This window comes from Pseudomonas sp. DCA-1, from assembly GCF_046523955.1.
GTDB classification, from domain to species: domain Bacteria; phylum Pseudomonadota; class Gammaproteobacteria; order Pseudomonadales; family Pseudomonadaceae; genus Aquipseudomonas; species Aquipseudomonas putida_Y.
The window spans coordinates 2,836,622-2,858,661 of record NZ_CP169881.1; the positions used below are offsets into that span (position 1 = coordinate 2,836,622).

The window sequence follows — 22,040 nt, forward strand, 5'->3', positions numbered from 1 at the left end:
GCGGCTACTTGCGTCTGGACTGCTGCAGCAGTTGTTGAACCTGGTCCTGAGCCAGGGTCGCCCTGCGCAGTGCCTCGTTGGCAGTCTGCTCTACCAGATCGATGCGGTAGCACACCTGATCGGCACGCAACCGCGCAGTGGCAGCATTGTCCTCTGCTGACGCCAGGCGCGCATCGTATTCCTCGGTGTGCCAAGGGCTGCAGCCTGACCCCGTCGCCAGTAACAGGCTCGTCAACCCCAAAAGCAGATAGCGTTGCATGTCCATACCCTCGTGCGTGCCAAGTCACCCTGAGTATCGGTAACGCCGCCTGCAGCAGCCTGACATTTGTCAATCGTGTGCTGAGTTCCTGCCGTTGCTGCGGCAGGCCAATGAGCTACCATCCATGCGTTGGTCGACAACTTGAAATGAACCGCCAATCAGGGCAGGAGTACCTGCGATGCTCACTGTCACGCTGATCAACATGCTGGTCGTGATCCTGGTGGTGATCATTCACTACGAATGCCTGCTGCGCCTGAATGACTGGCTACCACGGCTCAAACTCTGGAGCCGGTTTCGCATCGTAGCGGGCGTGTTCGGCGCACTACTGGCCCATGCGCTTGAGGTCTGGTGCTTTGCCCTGGTGTATTACCTGATGGCCCATGCCGACGGCTGGGGCACGCTCAGCGGCAACTTCGACGGGAGTTTCCTGGACTGCGTGTACTTTTCCTTCACCACCTATACCACCATTGGTTTCGGCGACATCACCCCGAGCGGGCACCTCAAGTACCTTACTGGCCTGCAGGCATTGACCGGCCTGGTGTTGATCACCTGGACCGCTTCGTTCCTCTTCCTGGAAATGCAGAAGTACTGGAAAGCCAAATAATGGAGTACCGGGTGCGGCGGTGACCACAAGCCGGCTGCCTGTTTACCATCGGCCAATTGGGCTGTGCGAACCGGTAACATCCGCTCTTCCCTCAAATTGACAGCAAAATCCAGTTGTCAGCCGAGCAATTGACAACTATCAAGTCGGTGCAAGGCCACGCAACGAAACTGTATCTCCACTGTTCATTCCAGACGTGTGAGGATACCGCCATGGCTCCAGTCAACCCCTCCCCTCAACCTGCCCCCACCTCATTTCCGGTGCCCGCCGGCGAGCATTGGATCGATGCTTTGGACAATGGTACCCATGTACTGATCAGGCCGTTGCAAGCCAAGGACAGGCAGCGCGAAAGAGCCTTCATCGAACGGTTGTCACCTGAATCACGGCACTTTCGCTTCCTGTGCCAGATCAAGGAGCCCGGTGAAGCCATGCTCGACCAGTTGATGGCGGTCGATCAGGACCGACAAGCGGCCTTCGTCGCCCTCGCGCATGTCGACGGCGAACTGCAAGAAGTGGGCATTTCCCGTTACGCTGCCTGTGACGCCAAGGATGAATGCGAATGTGCGGTCACGGTCCTCGACAGCTGGCAACACCATGGCCTCGGCCGCTTGCTGCTCAAGCACCTGACTGATCATGCACGGGCAAAAGGATTTCGGCAGATGTATTCGATCGATTCCGCCGCCAATCAGGCAATGCGTGACATGGCCAAGGCAGCAGGATTTACCACGACCACCGACCCTGATGATCCGAGCCAGGTAATCCACCGGCTTGTACTGAGCTGAACCAAAGCCGCCGCGGCATGACTTGTCCTGACGCGGCGGCCAGCATCTGATTCAAGGCATGGTTGCCTGAGGCTCCTCGGGCAACAGGTCGAACTGTTTGAGGCAGCGCTGCTCATCATCGGGTGTGAGTACCTTCAAGCCGCTCACCTCCTGCATGGGCGTTTCGAACAAAGCCATGCGTAGCACCCCGTTGCGCTTCATGAAGGTCTGTGCCAGACACGTGCACACCGGTTTGCCGACAAGTGTGGAGAGTTTTTCATATTCGGGTACGTCCACTTGAGCCTGCAGGTTGGCCTCGCAGTTCGCCACGATCTGCGTCACTGAGCGTCCTGCCAACCACAAGGCGCCTGTGCCCAGCAGCCCCAGGCACAACAGCACCACCAGCAGGATGTTCGACTCCCGGGCCACCGAGCGAAGGAACGCCAGCCTGGCCTGCCAGCCTGTCTCCTGGCCGTTGAAAATGGCCCTGCCGACAGTGCGCTTCACGCCTCGCTGCACCGCCCAGCCTAGCGCCACACTCAGGGCCAGCAAGGCCAGTATCACGGCCGGATCGTGCATGGGCAGGCGCCAGGTCGGGCTCAGCCCGTGGTAGGCCGATGCGGCGAGTAGCAAGACCAGAATCGCCACGATCCAACCCAGGCTGCCCTTTGGACGATGCATCCAGGCTCTGAGTTTTGCCCTTGCTTGTGTGTTCATGAATACCTCCCGCGCCGACCCAGGCTCTGTATGAGAAGCCTTGAAACTCGTTGATGCTGCGTTGAAAGCAGCCCCTAGCGCACTGGGTCGATGGCAACCGTTTCCTGATACTCAGGCACGCACACCTGCCAGCCGAGTTCGAGGCTGATGCGCCGCCGCAAGGTATCGGCAGCGTGTGGCTCGCCATGAATGACATAGGTCTGACGGGGCGGCCGGGTGAACCCGCGCAACCATTCCATGATTTCGTCGGCATCGGCGTGCGCAGAAAGATTCTCCATCGCATGCACCTGTGCACGGATGGGCACATCCTCGCCGTGCAACCGCACACTGTGGGCACCCGCTACAATATCGGCTCCCCGCGTACCCCCGGCTTGAAAGCCCGAGAACAGAATGCTGTTGCGTGGGTTGGGGGCCAGCGCCTTGAGGTGGTGAAGCACCCGTCCGCCGGTCGCCATACCACTGGCGGCGATGATCACTGCGGGCTCGCGCAGTTGGTCCAGGTGCCTGGACTCATCGACCGTCCGGATGATGTGCGTGCCTATGCACATGGCGGCGCACTCGGCTGCGGTCAGCCGGTGTTCACTGCGGTACTGCTGGTACAAGACGGTGGCGTCGGTGGCCATCGGGCTGTTCAGGTAGACCGGGATATCAGGGATCAGCCGGTCGCGCTTGAGCGTGTACAGGTAGTACATGAGCAGTTGGGCACGGCCGACGGCGAATGACGGCACGAGGGTAATGCCGTGGCGCAGGAGCGTTTCGTTGATGATCTTGGCCAAATACTGCTCGGTCGATTCGGCGGGATGCTGGCGATCCCCATAGGTAGATTCGATCAACAGCACGTCGGCCGTCCTGACCAGCTCAGGCGCACGCATGATCGGATCCTGAGGGCGCCCGAGATCACCCGAAAACAGCACGGTCTGCCCCTCGGCGCTGATCTGGACCGTGGCCGCCCCCAGAATATGCCCGGCGGTACGCAACAGCAACTCCATGCCCTCGGCGATCATGGTCACCTGATGCAACTCTACGGGGTGAAACAATGCCAGGACCCTTTTGGCATCCTGCTCTGTATAGAGCGGTTGCGCCGGTGCATGCTTGGAGTAACCGTGGCGATTGGCATGGTCGGCCTGCTCCTCCTGCAGCCGCGCACTGTCGAGCAAGAGGATTTCCGCCAGGGCGCAAGTCGCCGGCGTGGCGTAGATCGGCCCGCGGTAGCCTTCCCGAACCAGCACCGGCAGATAACCACTGTGGTCAAGGTGGGCGTGGGTCAGTACCACGGCATCGAGTGCCCGCAACGCCGGGGGCAGTGGCTGCCAGTTGCGCAGGCGCAGTTGCTTGAACCCCTGGAAGAGTCCGCAGTCGACCAATATCCGCGTGCTGTCACGGGTCAACAGGAATTTGCTGCCGGTAACGGTGCCGGTACCGCCAAGAAAAGTCAGTTGCATGGCCAAGGCTCCCAACTTTCGGCTATTTGGGGATGAACGGCGAGCACGCTGCACGGTGGGCGGCTGACGATACGCTCGGTGGTGTCTCCCAACAGTTTGTCCAGGCCTTTGGGCTGCACCACGCCCATCACCACCGCGTCGATGTCCAAGGCCGCGACCTGTTCACGGATCACCTGTACCGGGCCTCCTTCCATGAAATGTCGGCGGTCCGGCGCGACGCCTTCGGCATCGGCCAGCGCCTCGAAAGGCTCCTGCAGTGCCTCACGCATCTCGTCGATCCACGCCTGGGTGACATTCATGTCCGAGGCGAATACCCCTGCCAGGTTGTAGGCCGATAGCAGATGCAGGTGCGCGTCACACTGCAAGGCCAACGCCTGGGCAGCACGAATCAGTCCACGGTTGAAGCACGCCTGCACAGCAGGCGTCTCGCTGAACGCCGTATCCACTGCGACCAGGACACGCCGCGGCAATGAGATGGCCCCCGCCGGCACGAAATGGCTGACGCCTTTGAAACCTCGCATCAGCGCACAATCCAGTGGGGTGCCGAACACGCGCGCCAGGGCCGATGCGGCCTCGCTGTCCTTGATGACCATATCGGGCTGCAGTTCACTGATGTAATCGATCGCCTGGCTGCGGATATCCTCCGCATTCAGGCTGTCGACCGTCAGCGTTATACCGCTGCCGCGATGCCGCTCGACCAATCCCGTCAACTGAACGCGATAGTGTTCGTACTGGCGCTTGATATCGGCCTCATTCAGCCGCTCTTCGCGCAGAAGGTGCTGATCGCTCGGCTCGAACAAACCCAGTACATGCACGCTGGCGCCGCTGACATGCGCCAAGGCAAGGGCTCTGCGCAAAGCGGCGGAATGCGGATCTACCTCGGTCAGCAGCACCAGCAATTGTCGATATTGCCCCATGGTGAACCTCCGCGCTTGCGTCAGTGGATGTGATGCTGACGATGTTCCGCGCGCAGGGTCGATGTTGCTTGATGCAGATCAGAAAACCGCTACCCAGGCTGAACTTGATGATTGTCAGAACCGAAACGGCCCGCCACGTTAAAACGGCTGCACCAGGTACTGATCAAGCAACGGGAGGCGTCATGAACGGGCAGCAAACAGCACAGCCACAGACCTGCGAACACTGGGTCGAAAACCTCGAGGACGGTTCGGCGGTGCTGATCCGCCCACTGCGCGAAGAAGACCGCGAACGGGACAAGCGTTTTCTGAGCACCATCGCTTATGAATCACGGCGTTTTCGTTTCATTGCCGGGCTCAGCGGCGGCTTGCCTAGCTTGGACACGCAAGACATGCCCGTGGACTATCACCAGCGCATGGCCTATGTCGCCTTGGTTCATGTAGACGGTCAATTGCAACAAATCGGCGTCAGCCGCTATGCAGGCATACCTGGCAGTCAGCGGTGCGAATGTGCAGTAGCGGTCAGCGAAGACTGGCAGCGCAAGGGGTTGGGCAAGCGCCTGATGCAACACCTGATTGAAGCCGCACGACGAAATGGCTTTCAGTGCATGGTCTCCAGGGATCTGGCCAGCAACTATGCCATGCACCGGCTGGTCAAGGCTCTGGGCTTCACTTCAAGATACCCTGGCGGGGATGTGAGCGAGATCCTGCACGAACTTGACCTGCGGCCATGAAAAAACAAGGCCCTTGCGTAATGCCGGTCAGTTAAGCCAAATGGGGCTGCTTTGCAGCCCTTCGCGGGCAAGCCCGCTCCCACAGGATTGCGCAAAATCTCAAGCTTGCGCTGTACCTGTGGGAGCGGGCTTGCCCGCGAAGGGCCGCAAAGCGGCCCCAGTTAATGAGGATGAAACCTTAACTGACTGGCATTAGGCCCTTGCGGGCCTTGTGCTTCAGCCTTTGGAGCGCTCCGGAGAAATCACCAGCACACTGCTGGACAACCGATGCAAAACCCGCTCGGCAGTACTGCCGATGAACCAGCCGATGCCATGGTGGTGATAACTGCCCATGACCAGCACGTCGATATCATTGTTATCCATGAAGATCGCCAGGGCCTTTGCCGGGTCGCCTATGCGCATATGGCGGTGCTCGGCGGCGATCCCGTTGCGTTCGGCAAGCTCCTGGAAGGCAGCACTCTGAGCGTCATGCAAGGTCTGGGCGTGGTTCGAATCGAACAGAAACGAATGTTCCCGGCTGCCGCCTGCGTCCAGGTACATGGAACCCAAGTCGTAGGCATACAGCAGCTCGATCTGGGCATTGCACTGCAATGTCAGTTTCAACGCTTCGCTGATGATCTGGTCGTTGAAACCTTCGAACTGATCCTCAGGCCTGGACAGGTCCACCGCCGCAAGAATCCTTCGTGGCAACGCGTGGCTGGCCTTGTGTACCAAGTGCAAGGGGGTTCGCGTTTCACGCAGCAACTGGATATCCAGCGAGGTGAACATTGCGCGCATCCACCAGGGCTCATGCTCGAACGCCTTGATCAGCATGGCGAACGGCTGCTCACGCAAGTGCACCAGGATCTCGTTCAAGGGGTGCTGCACCCACACCACCTCGGTTGTGACGATGACACCGCTGCGGCGCATCGATGTCGCCTGGGTTTCCAGCCACTCGCGGTGCTGCTGCACATACCCCTCGCGCATGACTGCCAGCGCCTGGTCATTCACCAGGCCCGCCGTTGCAAGCCCTTCCACGTAGTCGAAAGCGACAATGTGCAGCGCCATCCCCTTGGCCTTGGCCAGCGCGGCAGCCCTGTCATAGACCGGGGTTCGGCGCATCAGGGGGGAGGCAATCAGCAGCAGTCTTTGCGGAGTTTCCATGGCACACCTCTGAGGTTGCGATATGTAGCTCAAGCATCTGCCACGCAGGTCTTGCGAATTTGATGTTTATCAACTGGAGCGCCTTCTGACAAACGGCATTGCCCATGGCGCAAGAACCTGACGCAGATCAATGTCTCGACCCTTCGCTGGCGCACCCTGTACCCAGATCAACAACAACTTCAGGCGCCGCAGGCGTGCCATGGCGATAACGCCCTGAGCTTCACCTCCGCTGCCGGCAGGGACGCCTTCATTCTGCATTGTCTATCGATACATGCTTTGGAGGCCCTGATGAACATTTACGTCGAGAAGAACACTGAGCAGGGACGCTGTTGGGTGCGCATGGATCACTGGCGGGTGAGTTTCAGTACGGCTGCCGAAGCCGAGCGGTTTGTCGAGCGACTTACAATCCGCCTCAATGCCCCCCACTCGCGTGACATGCTGGCCGATTGGTCGCCCCATACCGGGGATGCCGCCGGGCACGGTGCGCTTAATGGCGCGGGGGCCCAAAGCGGCCTCCGAAGTGCAAAGGAGGCCTGAAGATGCCTGGCCAGCTGAAGGTCGTACTACTCGACTCGTCCAACGAATCGTGCAAGGCAAACCCTATTCACCTGAAACCGCTGGCGACCCACTGCATGGATTGCCGGGTCAGCGGCCTGTGCCTCCCCACCGGCCTGCCGGTTCACGACAACAGCTGTCTGGACGCGTTGATAGGCCCACGCATACGCATTCGCAAGGGCGCCGCGCTATTCAACGCCAACGATCCGCTGACCATGCTCTATGCCGTACGCTGCGGCAGTTTCAAGACCAGCCTGAACACCGCTGAGGGGCAAGGCGTGGTGATCAACTTCTGGATGCCGGGCGATGTACTCGGCCTCGATGCCATTGCCACAGAGCACCATGTCTGCGACGCCATTGCCCTGGAAGACAGCGAAGTCTGCCCAGTCCCCTATCGCCGCTTGCAAACCCTGGCGCGTGACTTTCCGGTCCTGCAGCAAAGCCTCAATCGCTTGATGAGCCGGGAGATCGTGCGTGAGCACGGGCGTGTACTGATGCTGTGCAACCTCACAGCAGAACAGCGGCTGGCCAGCTTTCTGGTGGGGCTCTCCAGGCGCTTCGTCAGCCGCGGTTATTCTGCCCATGGCTTCATGTTGCGGATGTCCCGAGAAGACATGGCTTCGTACCTGGGATTACGCCTGGAAACCGTGTGCCGATCCATCGCGCACCTGCGGGCGCTGGGTCTCGTCGACCTGCATGGCAGGTTGGTGGAAATTCTCGATATGCCTGCACTCATGGCACTGGAACAAGGCGGCGGTGAATGTGAGGTCAAGGGCCCCTGAAGGCACCCGGTTCGACGCCGTAGATGTTGGCCACGGCGCTGTCACGCAAGCACTCCCCTCAGGCCAAACCGCCAAAACGCTTGTAGAAACTCTCGCTCACATCCGGCAATGGACCGTCTGCCGTCTCCAGCGCTGCATTCAACCATTCTTCGGCCTTGGCAAACACCAGTCGGTAGAGGTTACGGCACAACTGTCGCGCTGCCCTTCCCTCCCAGTCCCCTGGCAGTAGCTCGTCGGGTAGTTGCGGGTCGCGCAGCAGCAGGCGGCGGTATTCGTGAATCAGCAGCGTACGCGCCAGGAAGCAATCTTGAGCATCAAGCAACGGCTGCTCTTTCAAACCTTGCCACAGTGGCCTGAACAGCTGGATAAACTCGCTGTATTGCTGCCCCAGTTCGTCGATACGCCAGCTTTCCCGCACCTGGGCGCGCATGGCCTTGGACGCGAGTACCTCCTGGGTGTGGGTTTCGAAGACGATGCTGTCGTCGCCGGCCTCAAGGTCACGCAGCGTGGCCACCAGGTCGGCACGGTCTGCCCGCGGGCAACCTAGCAGGTTCGGCGCCATGACACCAAAGCCCTGCCACTCCAGCTCTTCACGCACGGCCTTGCGTTTACCCGCCTCGAGTTGCGACAGCAACACCAGCGTCCAGGCCCCGTCCCAGGCTGGCTGGCTCGGGCTATAGACGCGCTTGAAGGCTTTTTCGAAGCGCCGACGGCCAGTGCCTGTCAGGCTGTAATAACTGCGCCGCCCCACCTTTTCTGAAGTGAGCCAACCTTCTTTGGTAAGGCGAAAGATCGACGTGCGTATCAGCCGTTCATTGATGCCTATCGGTTCCAGCAGGTTGATCAGGCTACCGAGCCAGACTGTACCGCCGTGCGGCTCGATGGCATCGCCGTACAACGTGATGATCAGGGAGCTGGCGCGGATTGGCGTCTGCTCCTGAAAGCGGGTGATCAAGTGGTTCAGTGGGGCGAGATTGCTCATGGGCGAACTGTGCGCGGATAAAGCACCGACTATACCTGTGCGGTGGGCCGCCTGGCCATTGCGTGTCGCTGCCAGGCTCATGCGCTCGCCTGGCCCTTGGGCCTGACCCCGGTGTCTTCCATGCGCGGGCGTCCCGGCTCTGCCTCGGTCAGCGGCGGACATTCGACCATGCTGTTCATGCAGCGCTGCGCCAGGTGCTGGTACTCCGCCGTCCCGCGCTGTTTCCAGGCCAGTTCCTGATCGGTCAGCGGGCGTTTGACCTGGGCTGGCGACCCCATCACCAGGCTCTGCGCCGCACATTCGAAGCCAGCTTTGACGAAGGCGGTGGCCGCGACGATGCTGCGTGGTGCTACATGGGCGCCGTCCATCACCACGGCGTTCATGCCGATCAATGAATCTTCGCCCACGCGACAGCCGTGCAGCACGGCGCCATGGCCGACATGCCCATTACGTTCCACTACGGTGTCGCCCCCCGGGAAACCATGCATCACGCAGGTGTCCTGCAAGTTGGCGCCCTCCTCCAGCACGATGCGGCCGAAATCGCCCCTGAGCGATGCCAGCGGGCCAATGTAGCAGCGGGGGCCGACGATGACGTCGCCGATCAGGACTGCGCTGGGGTGCACGTAGGCTGTCGGGTGAACCACAGGCGTCAGGCCGTCCAGTCGATAGCAAGGCATGGCAACACTCTTGAAATGATTTGAAATGTCAGTCGATCTTGTATCAGAACCTAGTTGGTCGTCAATCGTGTATCACTTGTGCCGAGTCAATACTGTAAGGCAGAAACCCTCTGTAAATACTCAAAAACGCCTAGATTAAACGATTCTTCTGCAACTACTGCACTGGAGTCGTGATCACAGGAAAACGAAAAAGAGATACGTAAAATAGCATTTAGGCTTGCATAGCTGTATCACATGGGGCATATACTGACCTCACCTGGTCGTGATCCCGCATTACGCCCCTGCAAACAATTCCAAGAAATGCCGGCCCCGCGATGTGCCGTGCGTGCAGCCAGAGGAACCCGAGATGCCGCGATATATCGATGTGCAGGCGCCCGAACACGGCGTTCAGCTCATTACCCTGCAACGGCCCGAGGCCTTGAATGCCCTGTGCACCGAGCTACTGGCAGAACTGGCTGCTGCGCTGCAGGCTGCCGGGGACGACGAGCCTGTCCGAGCTGTAGTGATTACGGGCAGTGCCAAGGCATTCGCCGCAGGCGCCGACATCCGCGAGATGGCTGATCGCGACCTGGTCGGCATCCTCAATGACCCGCGCGTAGCGCATTGGCAAAGCATCGCCGCATTCGCCAAACCGCTGATTGCCGCAGTCAACGGCTATGCCCTGGGTGGCGGCTGCGAACTGGCAATGTGCGCCGACATCGTCATCGCCAGTACCGACGCCCGTTTCGGCCAGCCGGAAATCAACCTTGGCATCATCCCTGGTGCTGGCGGCACCCAGCGCTTGATGCGTGCCGTCGGTAAGCCATTGGCCATGCAAATGGTACTGACGGGGGAAGCCATCACTGCCCACCGTGCCCAACAGGCCGGCCTAGTCAGCGAAATCACCCAGCCCGAACTCACCGTAGAACGCGCCATGCAGGTTGCCCGCAGCATCGCCGCCAAAGCGCCGCTGGCCGTTCGCCTGGCCAAGGAGGCGTTACTGAAGGCCGGTGATACCGACCTGGCCAGCGGCCTGCGCTTCGAGCGCCATGCTTTCACCCTGCTGGCTGGCACCGCCGACCGCGATGAAGGCATCCGCGCCTTCCAGGAAAAGCGCCAGGCCCGTTTCCAGGGGCGCTGATCATCATTCTCTCGACTGACGGAGCGAGTCTGTCATGACTTTCCAGCACATCCTGTTTTCCATCGAGGACGGCGTTGCCTTCCTTTCATTGAACCGCCCCGAGCAGCTGAACAGCTTCAATACGGCCATGCACCTGGAGGTGCGCGAAGCGCTCAGGCAAGTGCGCCAGAGCAGTGAAGCGCGGGTACTGCTGCTGACGGCTGAAGGCCGCGGTTTCTGTGCCGGCCAGGACCTGTCCGACCGCAACGTTGCCCCAGGCGCCGAAATGCCAGACCTGGGCCAATCGATCGACAAGTTCTACAACCCGCTGGTGCGCACCCTGCGCGATCTGCCTTTGCCGGTGATCTGCGCAGTCAACGGCGTGGCGGCCGGTGCCGGCGCCAACATTCCGTTGGCCTGCGACCTGGTGCTGGCCGCCCGCTCGGCCAGTTTCATCCAGGCCTTCTGCAAGATTGGCCTGGTGCCGGATTCCGGCGGTACCTGGCTGCTGCCGCGCTTGGTCGGCATGGCCCGGGCCAAGGCGCTGGCCATGCTGGGCGAGCGCCTTGGCGCCGAACAGGCCGAGCAATGGGGGCTGATCTACCGCGTGGTAGATGATGCCGCGCTGCGTGATGAAGCCCTCACCCTCGCCCGCCACCTCGCCGCCCAACCCACCTACGGCCTGGCACTGATCAAGCGCAGCCTCAATGCCAGTTTCGACAACGGTTTTGAGGCGCAGCTGGAGCTGGAGCGCGACCTGCAGCGCCTGGCCGGGCGCAGCGAGGACTACCGCGAAGGCGTAAGCGCCTTCATGAACAAACGCACGCCAGCCTTCAAGGGGCGCTGAACATGGGCGCACTCGCAAGCAATGTGCAGGTGGCGGTGATTGGTGCCGGCGCCATGGGCGCCGGTATCGCCCAGGTCGCGGCCCAGGCCGGTCACCCCGTCAAGCTCTACGATAACCGCCCGGGTGCTGCCGCCCAGGCGGTGACGGGTATCGATCGGCAACTGGCCCGGCTGGTGGACAAAGGAAAGTTACTGGCCGCTGAACGCGAAACGATCAATGCCCGCCTGTGCCCGGTCGATACACTCGAATCCTTGGCAGATGCCGGCCTGGTGATTGAAGCCATCGTCGAAAACCTGCAGGTGAAGCAGGCGTTGTTCAACCAGCTCGAAACCCTGTGCGCAGCCGACTGTATCCTTGCCAGCAACACTTCGTCACTGTCCATCACCAGCCTCGCCGCTGGCCTTGAACGCCCGCAGCACGTGGTCGGTATGCACTTCTTCAACCCGGCACCGCTGATGGCGCTTGTCGAGGTGGTGTCGGGCCTGGCAACCGACCCGGCAGTGGCCGCATGCATCTACGCCACTGCCCAGGCCTGGGGCAAGCAGCCGGTACATGCACGCTCTACACCGGGTTTCATCGTCAACCGTGTAGCGCGGCCGTTCTATGCCGAAAGCCTGCGCCTGATGCAGGAAGGTGCCGCCGATTGCGCCAGCCTGGATGCGCTGATGCGTGACGCTGGCGGCTTTCGCATGGGGGCGTTCGAGCTGACCGACCTGATTGGCCATGACGTCAATTACGCGGTCACCTGTTCCGTATTCGATGCTTTCTATGGCGATTTCCGCTTCCAGCCTTCGCTGGTGCAGAAGGAACTGGTGGACGCCGGTCGCCTGGGGCGCAAGACCGGCCAAGGCTTTTACCGCTATGCCGAAGGCGTCGAGCCTCCGCAGCCGGCCGAACTGCACAGCTCCGCCTGCGCAGAGGCCTGCGTTGTCGAGGGCAACCTGGGGGTGATGCAGCCGCTGGTCGAGCGCCTGCGCCAAAGCGGCATTGCCGTGACCCAACGCGCCGGTAGTGGCTTGATTCAGGTGGGCGATGCCACCCTGGCCCTGTCCGATGGCCGTCTGGCCAGCCAGCGCGCCCGCGAAGACGGCCTGCGCAACCTTGTGCTGCTCGACCTGGCGCTGGACTACAGCAGCGCCACCCGCCTTGCCATCAGCTGGTCCGCCGATACCACTGACAGCGCCCGTGACCAGGCCGTAGCCCTGTTGCAGCGCGCCGGCCTGAAAGTGACCGGCATCGCCGACCTGCCCGGCCTAGTGGTCCTGCGTACCGTGGCAATGCTTGCCAACGAGGCCGCCGATGCGGTGCTTCAGGGCGTCGGCAGCGCCGCCGACATCGACCTGGCCATGCGCGCCGGCGTCAATTACCCCTGCGGCCCGCTGGCGTGGGCGGCGAACATCGGTATTGCCCATACCCTGCGCGTGCTCGACAACCTGCAGCGCAGCTACGGTGAAAGCCGCTATCGCCCTTCCCTGCTGTTACGTCGCTGCGAAGCCAAAGGAGGCACCCTTCATGACTGAAGTGCAACTGGCACAAGCCTGTGCCGACGCCATGTACGCCCGCGACCCGGCCACTCAGGGCCTGGGCATCAGCCTGCTGGATGCCGGCCCAGGCCGGGCCAGCCTGCGCATGCCGGTGCGTGCCGACATGATCCAGGGCCATGGCACCTGCCATGGCGGTTTCCTGTTCGCTTTGGCTGATTCGGCGTTTGCCTTCGCCTGTAACAGCTACGACCAGGCCACGGTGGCGCTGGGGTGCAGCATCGACTACCTGGCCCCGGCGCTGCGCGATGACGTGCTCACCGCCCACGCCAGCGAAGTCAGCCGCAAAGGCCGCACCGGCCTGTACGACGTGCGCATCGACAACCAGCGCGGTGAGCTGGTGGCGATGTTCCATGGCAAATCCTACAAAGTGCGCGGCACCGTGCTGGCGCAGGAGACGCAAGATGAATGAACCGACCCACGCCGATGCCTTGATCATCGACGCCGTGCGCACCCCCATTGGCCGCTATGCCGGGGCCCTGAGCAGCGTGCGCGCCGACGACCTGGCGGCCATCCCGCTCAAAGCCTTGATCCAGCGCCACCCCGAACTGGACTGGAAAGCCATTGATGACGTCATCTTCGGCTGTGCCAACCAGGCCGGCGAAGACAACCGCAACGTGGCTCACATGGCGAGCCTGCTGGCCGGGCTACCACTCGAAGTACCAGGGACCACGATCAACCGCCTGTGCGGTTCCGGCCTGGATGCCATCGGCAATGCGGCGCGCGCCCTGCGCTGTGGTGAAGCGGGGCTTATGCTGGCCGGTGGCGTGGAATCCATGTCGCGTGCACCGTTTGTGATGGGTAAGTCGGAACAGGCATTCGGCCGTGCGGCCGAGCTGTTCGACACCACGATAGGCTGGCGTTTCGTCAACCCGCTGATGAAGGCCGCCTACGGCATCGATTCGATGCCGGAAACCGCCGAAAACGTGGCCGAACAGTTCGGCATCTCGCGCGCCGACCAGGATGCGTTTGCCCTGCGCAGCCAGCACAAGGCTGCAGCCGCTCAGGCCCGCGGCCGCCTGGCACAGGAAATCGTGCCGGTCGAAATCCCGCAACGCAAAGGCCCGGCCAAAGTGGTCGAGCATGACGAGCACCCACGCGGCGACACCACGCTGGAGCAGTTGGCTCGGCTCGGCACGCCGTTTCGTGAAGGCGGCAGTGTAACGGCTGGTAATGCCTCCGGCGTGAATGACGGCGCTTGCGCCCTGCTGCTGGCCAGCAGCGCCGCAGCCCGCCGCCATGGCTTGAAAGCGCGCGGGCGCATCGTCGGCATGGCGGTGGCCGGGGTCGAGCCCAGGCTGATGGGCATCGGTCCGGTGCCTGCGACCCGCAAGGTGCTGGCACTCACCGGCCTGACACTGGCTGACATGGATGTCATCGAACTCAATGAGGCCTTTGCCGCCCAAGGGCTGGCCGTGTTGCGCGAGCTGGGCCTGGCCGACGACGACCCGCGAGTCAACCGCAACGGCGGCGCCATTGCCCTGGGCCATCCACTGGGCATGAGCGGTGCCCGGTTGGTGACCACTGCCTTGCACGAGCTTGAAGAAACGGCCGGCCGCTACGCCCTGTGCACCATGTGCATTGGCGTAGGCCAAGGCATCGCCATGATCATCGAGCGCCTCTGAGCGGTTCAGGCCCTGCGCTTGTTACCGAACTGAACGCAGCCGTATATGCTGCCTCCATGACACTCACCGCGTGGCCTGCAACCGCTGGCGCGCGGCGTACAAGAACAATTCGAGTGAAGCCATGAACATGTACCATGATGCCGATCGTGCCCTGCTGGACCCGATGGAAACCGCCAGCGTCGATGCCCTGCGCCAACACCAGCTGGAGCGCCTGCGCTGGAGCCTGAAGCACGCCTACGACAATGTGCCGCTGTACCGCCAGCGCTTTGCCGAGTATGGCGCCCACCCCGATGACCTCAAGTGCCTGGAAGACCTGGCGAAGTTCCCCTTCACCGGCAAGAACGACCTGCGCGACAACTACCCCTACGGCATGTTTGCCGTGCCCCAGGAAGAGGTGGTACGCCTGCATGCCTCCAGCGGCACCACCGGCAAGCCGACGGTGGTCGGCTACACCCAGAACGATATCGACACCTGGGCCAATGTGGTTGCCCGTTCCATTCGTGCGGCCGGCGGGCGCAAAGGCGACAAGGTGCATGTGTCCTACGGCTACGGGCTGTTCACTGGCGGGCTCGGCGCGCACTACGGCGCCGAGCGCCTGGGTTGCACCGTGATCCCCATGTCCGGTGGCCAGACCGAAAAGCAGGTGCAGCTGATTCGCGACTTCCAGCCCGACATCATCATGGTCACCCCGTCCTACATGCTCAACCTGGCTGATGAAATCGAGCGCCAGGGCATCGACCCACACCACCTCAAGCTGCGGCTGGGGATTTTCGGTGCTGAGCCCTGGACTGATGAACTGCGCCGCTCGATCGAGCAGCGCCTGGGTATCGATGCCCTCGATATCTATGGCCTTTCGGAAATCATGGGGCCCGGGGTGGCAATGGAGTGCATCGAGACCAAGGACGGCCCGACCATCTGGGAAGACCACTTCTATCCCGAGATCATCGACCCTGCTACCGGTGAAGTGCTGCCGGATGGCCAACTGGGCGAGCTGGTATTCACCTCGCTGAGCAAAGAGGCATTGCCGATGGTGCGCTACCGCACCCGCGACCTCACCCGGCTGCTGCCCGGCACCGCTCGGCCGATGCGGCGGATCGGCAAGATCACCGGCCGCAGTGACGACATGCTGATCATTCGCGGGGTCAACGTGTTTCCGACCCAGATCGAGGAACAGGTCCTAAAAATAAAACAGCTATCTGAGCTTTATGAGATTCATCTGTATCGCAACGGCAACCTGGATAGCGTCGAGGTGCATGTGGAATTGCGTGGCGAGTGCCAGCACCTTGATGAGGGCCAGCGCAAGCTGGTGATCGGCGAGCTGAGCAAACAGATCAAGACTTACATTGGCATCAGCACCCAGGTTCATCTGCAGCCCTGCGGCACGCTCAAGCGCTCCGAGGGCAAGGCGTGCCACGTGTTCGACAGACGGTTGGCCAGCTGACCCATTCGGCTGCCATTTCGGCCCCGGCATTGTCCGGGGCCTTTTTTTTGCCTGCGTTCTGCTGGGCACACGCTGCTGCCCGACAGCCCTCTTGGCTGTCAATGTGATACATAAATCTTACTTGATACACATAAATGTGTTTGACGTTATGTTTTGTATCGCTTACAAATGACTCATGCCTTAGCAGGAGTCGCAGCACATGTACGCACAGCTAGTGGAAACCGGAGTCAAGCGCGTCAAGACGCTGGAAGAAATGTCCCCCGAGGAACGCAACTTCCAGGAAAAGATCGACGCCGAAATCAAGATCGAAGCCAAGAACTGGATGCCCGAGGCCTACCGCCAGACCCTCATCCGGCAGATCTCCCAGCACGCCCACTCTGAAATCGTCGGCATGCTGCCCGAAGGCAACTGGGTCACCCGTGCCCCCAGCCTCAAGCGCAAACTGCAGCTGATGGCCAAGATCCAGGATGAAGCCGGCCATGGCCTGTACCTGTACAGCGCCATGGAAACCCTGGGGGCTGACCGCGACGAAGAAATCGCCAAACTGCACAGCGGCAAGGCCAAGTACTCGAGCATCTTCAACTACCCCACCCTCAGCTGGGCCGACATGGGCGCTGTGGGCTGGCTGGTGGATGGCGCCGCCATCGTCAACCAGGTGGTACTGCAGCGCACCTCTTACGGCCCCTACTCCCGCGCGATGATCCGTATCTGCAAGGAAGAGAGCTTCCACCAGCGCCAGGGCTACGAAATGCTCCTGACCATGATGCGCCAGGGCACCCAAACCCAGCGCGACATGGTTCAGGACGCCATCAACCGCCTGTGGTGGCCGGCACTGATGATGTTCGGCCCTAGCGATGAACACTCGCCCAACAGCGCCCAGTCGATGGCCTGGAAGATCAAACGCCAGACCAACGACGAACTGCGCCAGCGCTTCATCGACCAGACCGTGCCGCAGCTGGAACTGCTTGGCTGCACTGCGCCTGACCCTGAGCTGAAGTGGAACGCCGAGCGCGGCCACTACGACTTCGGTGAAATCCAGTGGGACGAGTTCTACGAAGTGATCAAGGGCAATGGCCCGTGCAACCTGGAACGTGTCGCCACCCGGCGCAAGGCCATCGAGGATGGCGCCTGGGTACGCGAGGCCGCCGTGGCCTATGCGCGCAAGCAACAGAACAAGAACGCCGCCTGAGCGGCGATTGATGCGGAGATCGAAAATGTCTGTCTGGACCCTCTACGAAGTGTTCGTGCGCAGCAAGCACGGCCTTAACCACAAACATGTCGGCAGCGTGCACGCCGCCGATGCCGCCATGGCCATCGAGAACGCCCGCGAGCTCTACACCCGCCGTAGCGAAGGTGTGAGCCTGTGGGTGGTGCCTTCGGCGCTGATCACCGCCTCCTCCCCCGACGAGAAAGACCCGCTGTTCGCCCCCTCGGACGACAAGGTCTATCGCCATGCCAGCTTCTACGAACTGCCCGACGAAGTCGGACACATGTGAGGTGGGACATGCATAAAGAAGCCCTAATCCCCTATCTGCTGTTGCTCGGCGACAGCGCCCTGGTCCAGGGCCAGCGCCTCTGTGAGTGGTGTGGCCGCGCCCCGGCCATCGAGGAAGAGCTGGCCCTGATGAACGTCGGCCTCGATCTGGTCGGCCAGGCCCGCAACTGGCTGGAGTATGCCGCCGAGCTGCTCGACGATGGCCGGGATGCCGATGCCCTGGCGTTCCGCCGTGACGAGCGCGCCTACCGCAACCTGCTGCTGGTCGAGCAACCCAACGGTGATTTCGCCGTGACCATGAGCAAGCAGTTCCTCTACGACGCGTGGCACTTCGCCGTGCTGCAGGGGTTGGTCGAGTCCAGCGACGCGCGAATCGCGGGGATTGCCGCCAAGGCCCTGAAGGAAGTCACCTACCACCTGCGCCGGTCCAGCGAGTGGGTACAACGGCTGGGCGGTGGTACCGATGTCAGCCGCCAGCGCATGCTCGCCGCTATCCCGGCACTGTGGCGCTTCACCGTCGAACTCGCTGCTGGCAGCGACAACGAAGTCCGTCTGGCGGAATGCGGTATCGCCGCCGACCCAGCGACCGTCGGCGCCACCTGGCTGAAGCAGGTCACGGAGACCTTTGCTTCGGTCGAACTGCCGCTGCCCAAGGCCGCCAGCCACTTCTACCTGGATGGCCGCAAAGGCCTGCACACCGAGCATCTGGGCCTGCTGCTGGCCGAAATGCAGTTCCTGCCAAGGGCCTACCCCGATGCAACCTGGTGAACTGATTGCCGGTGACCGCGGCGCGCGGGCACAGCAAGGTGACGACCTGACCCGGGCCTGGGCGGTACTGGGCCAGGTCATGGACCCTGAAGTGCCGGTGGTCAGCGTGGTCGACCTGGGGATCGTGCGCGATGTCGATTGGCGCGCTGGCCACCTGCACTTGGTGGTTACCCCTACCTACTCTGGCTGCCCGGCCACCGAAGTCATCGAAGGGGATATCCGCCAGGCGCTGGAGCAGGCCGGTTTCACCGCGCCGGACCTGGAGCGCCGGCTGACCCCGGCCTGGAGCACTGACTGGATCACCGAACTGGGCCGCGAGCGCCTGCGCGCTTATGGCATTGCGCCGCCGCAAGGCAGCGCCAGCAAGCGCAGCCTGCTCGGCGAAGCGCCCCAGGTGTGCTGCCCGCAATGCGGCAGCGCCCATACCGAATTGCTCAGCCAGTTCGGCTCCACGGCCTGCAAGGCGCTGTACCGCTGCCGCGAGTGCCTGGAGCCATTCGACTATTTCAAATGCATTTGAGCCGTGGAGACCACCATGAGCCAGTTTCACAGCCTGACCATCAAGCAAGTGCGCAATGAGACCCGTGATGCGGTATCGATTGCCTTCGATGTGCCCGAGCACCTGCAGGACCAGTTCCGCTTCACTCAGGGCCAGTACCTGGTCATGCGTACCCAGCTGGACAACGAAGAAGTCCGCCGTTCCTACTCCATCTGCAGCGCCGTGCAGGACGGCGAGCTGCGCGTGGCCGTCAAGCGCGTGCCGGGCGGGCGCTTCTCGGCGTTTGCCAATGAAGTGCTCAAGGCCGGCCAGCAGCTGGAAGTGATGCCGCCATCGGGTAGCTTCTTCGTGCCTCTGGACCCGGCTCGCCAGGGCAATTATCTGGGGGTGGCTGCCGGCAGCGGCATCACCCCGATACTGTCGATCATCGCCACCACGCTGGCCAGCGAGCCGCGCAGCCGTTTCACCCTGCTGTACGGCAACCGATCCAGTTCGGGTGCGCTGTTCCGCGACAAGCTCGAAGACCTGAAGAACCGTTACCTCGACCGCTTGAACCTGATTTTCGTGTTCAGCCGCGAACAGCAGGACGTCGACCTGTACAACGGCCGCATCGACGCCGACAAATGCGGCCAGCTGTTTTCGCGCTGGCTGGACGTTGCCGGCCTGGACGCAGCATTCATCTGCGGCCCGCAGGCGATGACCGAGACCGTGCGTGACAGCCTGCAGGCCAACGGCATGGCCAAGGAACGCATCCATTTCGAGCTGTTCGCCGCCGCCGGCAGCGAGGCCCGCCGCGAAGCCCGTGAGGCGGCACGCCAGGCGGATTCGGCGCTTAGCCATATCACCGTGATCAGCGATGGCCGGGCACTGAGCTTCGACCTGCCGCGCAACACACAGAACGTGCTGGACGCCGGCAACGCCATTGGCGCCGAGCTGCCGTACTCGTGCAAGGCCGGTGTGTGCTCCACCTGCAAGTGCCGGGTGATCGAGGGCGAAGTGGAGATGGACAGCAACCATGCCCTCGAAGATTACGAAGTGGCGGCCGGGTATGTGCTGTCGTGCCAGACCTACCCGGTGAGCGACAAGGTGGTGCTTGACTTCGACCAGTTGTAGACCGAATCGACTGCTTCGCGGGTAAACCCGCCCCTGCAAGGCCTGCGCAAGGCCTTGGGGCAGCATCCTACCTGCGAAGAGGGCCTTAGCAACAACGCAATACCCCGCGTGACCTCAACAAAACAATTACAAAACCAAGAGATCGCTTGCCATGACACCCGAACGCATAGAAAGCATCGCCAACCACCCCGATTTCCAGCACCTGGTACGACGCAAACGCCGCCTGAACGGCAGCCTGACCCTGGCCATGCTGGTGGTCTACTACGGCTTCGTCCTGCTGGTCGCGTTCTCGCCCAGCACCCTCGGCCAGTCCCTCAGCGGCGGCGTGACCACGGTCGGCATGCTGGTGGGCGTGCTGATGGTGCTGCTGTCCTTTGCCCTGACCGGCATCTACGTGCACCGCGCCAACAACGTGCTCGACCCGCTCAACGACAAGGTCAAGCAGGAGTGCGCACAATGAATTGGACAGCCATTTCGATGTTCATGGTGTTTGTCTGCTTCACCCTGCTGGTCACCCGCTGGGCTGCCCTGCGTACCCGCTCGGCCAGCGACTTCTACACCGCCGGCGGCGGCCTGACCGGCATGCAGAACGGCCTGGCGATCGCTGGGGACATGATCAGTGCCGCTTCGTTCCTGGGCATTTCCGCGATGATGTTCATGAACGGCTACGACGGCCTGTTGTATGCCCTCGGTGTCCTGGCAGGCTGGCCGATCATCCTGTTCCTGATTGCCGAGCGCCTGCGCAACCTGGGCAAGTACACGTTCGCCGACGTGGTCAGCTACCGGCTGGCGCAAACCCCGGTGCGCTTGACCTCGGCTTTCGGCACTCTGGTTGTGGCGCTGATGTACCTGGTGGCGCAAATGGTCGGTGCCGGCAAGCTGATCGAGTTGCTGTTCGGCATCAGCTACCTGTACGCCGTGATGCTGGTTGGCGTGCTGATGGTTGCCTATGTCACCTTCGGTGGCATGCTCGCCACCACCTGGGTGCAGATCATCAAGGCGGTATTGCTGCTGTCGGGTACCAGTTTCATGGCTTTCATGGTGCTCAAGCACTTCGGCTTCAGCACCGAGGCCATGTTTGCCAGCGCCGTGGCCGTGCATGCCAAGGGCCAGGCGATCATGGCCCCAGGCGGCTTGTTGTCCAACCCGGTGGACGCTATTTCACTGGGGCTGGGCATGATGTTCGGTACCGCTGGCCTGCCGCATATCCTGATGCGCTTCTTCACTGTCAGTGATGCCAAGGAAGCACGCAAGAGCGTGTTCTACGCCACCGGTTTCATTGGTTACTTCTACCTGCTGCTGATCGTTGTCGGCTTTGGCGCCATCGTCATGGTCGGCACCGAGCCGTCCTACCGCGACGCCACCGGCGCAATCATCGGCGGCGGCAACATGGTCGCCGTGCACCTGGCCCAGGCCGTGGGTGGCAACCTGTTCCTCGGCTTCATCTCTGCCGTGGCCTTCGCCACCATTCTGGCGGTGGTCGCCGGCCTGGCGCTGTCCGGGGCTTCGGCAGTGTCCCACGACCTGTATGCCTGCGTGATGCGCAAAGGCAAGGCTACCGAGCAAGAGGAAATGCGCGTGTCGCGCATTGCCACACTGGTCATCGGCCTGCTGGCAGTGATCCTGGGCCTGATGTTCGAGTCGCAGAACATTGCCTTCCTCTCCGGCCTGGTACTGGCGGTGGCCGCTTCGGTCAACTTCCCGGTGCTGCTCCTTTCGATGTTCTGGAAAGGCCTGACCACTCGCGGCGCGGTGTGCGGCAGCATGGCCGGGCTGGTCTCGGCGGTGCTGTTGGTGGTGCTGGGCCCGGCGGTGTGGGTCAACGTGCTGCACAACGAAACGGCGCTGTTCCCCTACAGCAACCCGGCGCTGTTCTCCATGAGCCTGGCTTTCCTCAGTGCCTGGGTATTCTCGGTTACCGACAGCTCCGAACGTGCCGTTGAAGAGCGTGGTCGCTACCTGGGCCAGTTCATCCGCTCCATGACCGGTATCGGCGCAGCTGGCGCCAGCAAACACTGACTTCAAGGACGAACAGACATGTCGGG

General features: G+C 62.1%; 24 protein-coding genes and 1 pseudogene. 18 read left to right on the forward strand and 7 right to left on the reverse strand.

Features of this window, described 5'->3' with window-relative positions; translation table 11 throughout:
• Nucleotides 1-4 precede the first annotated feature (4 nt).
• On the reverse strand, nt 5-259 hold the full coding sequence (locus ACE4QZ_RS13300; protein ID WP_028697431.1) for a hypothetical protein: 255 nt from the start codon (nt 257-259) through the stop codon (nt 5-7).
• 178 nt (nt 260-437) lie between these two features.
• Here ACE4QZ_RS13300 and ACE4QZ_RS13305 point away from each other — a divergent pair, with 178 nt between their 5' ends.
• Both ACE4QZ_RS13305 and ACE4QZ_RS13310 read left to right on the forward strand, forming a co-directional pair.
• Nucleotides 438-863 (forward strand): potassium channel family protein, encoded by a 426-nt coding sequence (locus ACE4QZ_RS13305; RefSeq protein WP_021784687.1) that lies wholly within the window; start codon nt 438-440, stop codon nt 861-863.
• Nucleotides 864-1,072: 209 nt separating this feature from the next.
• On the forward strand, nt 1,073-1,642 hold the full coding sequence (locus ACE4QZ_RS13310) for a GNAT family N-acetyltransferase (protein WP_021784688.1): 570 nt from the start codon (nt 1,073-1,075) through the stop codon (nt 1,640-1,642).
• A gap of 51 nt (nt 1,643-1,693) precedes the next feature.
• Here ACE4QZ_RS13310 and ACE4QZ_RS13315 read toward each other — a convergent pair whose 3' ends face one another.
• From ACE4QZ_RS13315 to ACE4QZ_RS13325, 3 genes are all read right to left on the reverse strand, one after another.
• Nucleotides 1,694-2,338, reverse strand: a complete 645-nt coding sequence (locus ACE4QZ_RS13315) for a hypothetical protein (RefSeq protein ID WP_223271115.1) — start codon at nt 2,336-2,338, stop codon at nt 1,694-1,696.
• Nucleotides 2,339-2,412: 74 nt separating this feature from the next.
• Nucleotides 2,413-3,780, reverse strand: coding sequence for an MBL fold metallo-hydrolase RNA specificity domain-containing protein (locus tag ACE4QZ_RS13320; protein ID WP_021784690.1), 1,368 nt, complete (start codon nt 3,778-3,780; stop codon nt 2,413-2,415).
• Nucleotides 3,771-4,697 carry a universal stress protein gene (locus tag ACE4QZ_RS13325; RefSeq protein ID WP_021784691.1) on the reverse strand — a complete coding sequence of 309 codons (927 nt, stop codon included), beginning with the start codon at nt 4,695-4,697 and terminating at the stop codon, nt 3,771-3,773. Before ACE4QZ_RS13325 ends, ACE4QZ_RS13320 begins: the two co-directional genes overlap by 10 nt.
• A gap of 182 nt (nt 4,698-4,879) precedes the next feature.
• Between ACE4QZ_RS13325 and ACE4QZ_RS13330 the strand changes: the two genes are divergently transcribed.
• Nucleotides 4,880-5,428, forward strand: a complete 549-nt coding sequence (locus ACE4QZ_RS13330; protein WP_004374560.1) for a GNAT family N-acetyltransferase — start codon at nt 4,880-4,882, stop codon at nt 5,426-5,428.
• A gap of 216 nt (nt 5,429-5,644) precedes the next feature.
• On the opposite strand, the gene ACE4QZ_RS13335 is transcribed toward ACE4QZ_RS13330, so the two are convergent.
• Complete coding sequence (locus ACE4QZ_RS13335; RefSeq protein ID WP_021784692.1) at nt 5,645-6,571, reverse strand: universal stress protein; 927 nt, start codon at nt 6,569-6,571, stop codon at nt 5,645-5,647.
• Between the two features lie 288 nt (nt 6,572-6,859).
• On the opposite strand from ACE4QZ_RS13335, the gene ACE4QZ_RS13340 reads away from it, so the two are divergent.
• Nucleotides 6,860-7,108 carry a hypothetical protein gene (locus ACE4QZ_RS13340; protein WP_021784693.1) on the forward strand — a complete coding sequence of 83 codons (249 nt, stop codon included), beginning with the start codon at nt 6,860-6,862 and terminating at the stop codon, nt 7,106-7,108.
• 2 nt (nt 7,109-7,110) lie between these two features.
• Entirely contained in the window at nt 7,111-7,908 is a 798-nt protein-coding gene (locus tag ACE4QZ_RS13345) for a helix-turn-helix domain-containing protein (protein ID WP_021784694.1), read from the forward strand.
• A 58-nt stretch (nt 7,909-7,966) separates the two neighbouring features.
• On the opposite strand, the gene paaX is transcribed toward ACE4QZ_RS13345, so the two are convergent.
• Together paaX and paaY are read right to left on the reverse strand one after the other, a co-directional pair.
• Nucleotides 7,967-8,890, reverse strand: a complete 924-nt coding sequence (gene paaX / locus ACE4QZ_RS13350) for a phenylacetic acid degradation operon negative regulatory protein PaaX (protein WP_181004846.1) — start codon at nt 8,888-8,890, stop codon at nt 7,967-7,969.
• A gap of 77 nt (nt 8,891-8,967) precedes the next feature.
• Nucleotides 8,968-9,567, reverse strand: a complete 600-nt coding sequence (gene paaY, locus ACE4QZ_RS13355) for a phenylacetic acid degradation protein PaaY (protein WP_021784696.1) — start codon at nt 9,565-9,567, stop codon at nt 8,968-8,970.
• A gap of 346 nt (nt 9,568-9,913) precedes the next feature.
• Between paaY and paaF the strand changes: the two genes are divergently transcribed.
• The 13 genes and pseudogenes from paaF to ACE4QZ_RS13420 all read left to right on the forward strand — a co-directional run.
• The gene (gene paaF / locus ACE4QZ_RS13360; protein ID WP_021784697.1) at nt 9,914-10,687 is read left to right on the forward strand and encodes a 2,3-dehydroadipyl-CoA hydratase PaaF; all 774 of its coding nucleotides are present in this window, start codon (nt 9,914-9,916) and stop codon (nt 10,685-10,687) included.
• Between the two features lie 34 nt (nt 10,688-10,721).
• A complete protein-coding gene (gene paaG / locus ACE4QZ_RS13365) occupies nt 10,722-11,513 on the forward strand; it encodes a 2-(1,2-epoxy-1,2-dihydrophenyl)acetyl-CoA isomerase PaaG (RefSeq protein WP_021784698.1) in 792 nt (263 codons plus the stop codon).
• Between the two features lie 2 nt (nt 11,514-11,515).
• Nucleotides 11,516-13,033, forward strand: coding sequence for a 3-hydroxyacyl-CoA dehydrogenase PaaH (paaH, locus tag ACE4QZ_RS13370; RefSeq protein WP_021784699.1), 1,518 nt, complete (start codon nt 11,516-11,518; stop codon nt 13,031-13,033).
• Nucleotides 13,026-13,466, forward strand: a complete 441-nt coding sequence (paaI, locus tag ACE4QZ_RS13375; RefSeq protein WP_021784700.1) for a hydroxyphenylacetyl-CoA thioesterase PaaI — start codon at nt 13,026-13,028, stop codon at nt 13,464-13,466. The genes paaH and paaI overlap by 8 nt, the downstream gene beginning before the upstream one ends.
• Nucleotides 13,459-14,679, forward strand: coding sequence for a 3-oxoadipyl-CoA thiolase (gene pcaF / locus ACE4QZ_RS13380; protein ID WP_021784701.1), 1,221 nt, complete (start codon nt 13,459-13,461; stop codon nt 14,677-14,679). Before paaI ends, pcaF begins: the two co-directional genes overlap by 8 nt.
• A gap of 121 nt (nt 14,680-14,800) precedes the next feature.
• Nucleotides 14,801-16,120: a phenylacetate--CoA ligase PaaK gene (paaK, locus tag ACE4QZ_RS13385; RefSeq protein ID WP_028697434.1), complete on the forward strand. Its 1,320-nt coding sequence runs from the start codon at nt 14,801-14,803 to the stop codon at nt 16,118-16,120.
• A 199-nt stretch (nt 16,121-16,319) separates the two neighbouring features.
• A complete protein-coding gene (gene paaA / locus ACE4QZ_RS13390; protein ID WP_021784703.1) occupies nt 16,320-17,309 on the forward strand; it encodes a 1,2-phenylacetyl-CoA epoxidase subunit PaaA in 990 nt (329 codons plus the stop codon).
• 25 nt (nt 17,310-17,334) lie between these two features.
• Nucleotides 17,335-17,616 carry a 1,2-phenylacetyl-CoA epoxidase subunit PaaB gene (gene paaB / locus ACE4QZ_RS13395; RefSeq protein WP_004374528.1) on the forward strand — a complete coding sequence of 94 codons (282 nt, stop codon included), beginning with the start codon at nt 17,335-17,337 and terminating at the stop codon, nt 17,614-17,616.
• An 8-nt stretch (nt 17,617-17,624) separates the two neighbouring features.
• Nucleotides 17,625-18,383, forward strand: a complete 759-nt coding sequence (gene paaC / locus ACE4QZ_RS13400; RefSeq protein WP_021784704.1) for a 1,2-phenylacetyl-CoA epoxidase subunit PaaC — start codon at nt 17,625-17,627, stop codon at nt 18,381-18,383.
• Nucleotides 18,370-18,903, forward strand: a complete 534-nt coding sequence (gene paaD, locus ACE4QZ_RS13405; protein ID WP_021784705.1) for a 1,2-phenylacetyl-CoA epoxidase subunit PaaD — start codon at nt 18,370-18,372, stop codon at nt 18,901-18,903. Before paaC ends, paaD begins: the two co-directional genes overlap by 14 nt.
• A 15-nt stretch (nt 18,904-18,918) precedes the next feature.
• On the forward strand, nt 18,919-19,995 hold the full coding sequence (paaE, locus tag ACE4QZ_RS13410) for a 1,2-phenylacetyl-CoA epoxidase subunit PaaE (protein WP_021784706.1): 1,077 nt from the start codon (nt 18,919-18,921) through the stop codon (nt 19,993-19,995).
• A 151-nt stretch (nt 19,996-20,146) separates the two neighbouring features.
• Nucleotides 20,147-20,455: a DUF485 domain-containing protein gene (locus ACE4QZ_RS13415; RefSeq protein WP_004374508.1), complete on the forward strand. Its 309-nt coding sequence runs from the start codon at nt 20,147-20,149 to the stop codon at nt 20,453-20,455.
• Nucleotides 20,446-22,014, forward strand: a pseudogene (locus ACE4QZ_RS13420) (cation acetate symporter); the annotation flags it as partial. The gene ACE4QZ_RS13415 and the pseudogene ACE4QZ_RS13420, both read left to right, overlap by 10 nt.
• Between the last annotated feature and the right edge of the window lie 26 nt (nt 22,015-22,040).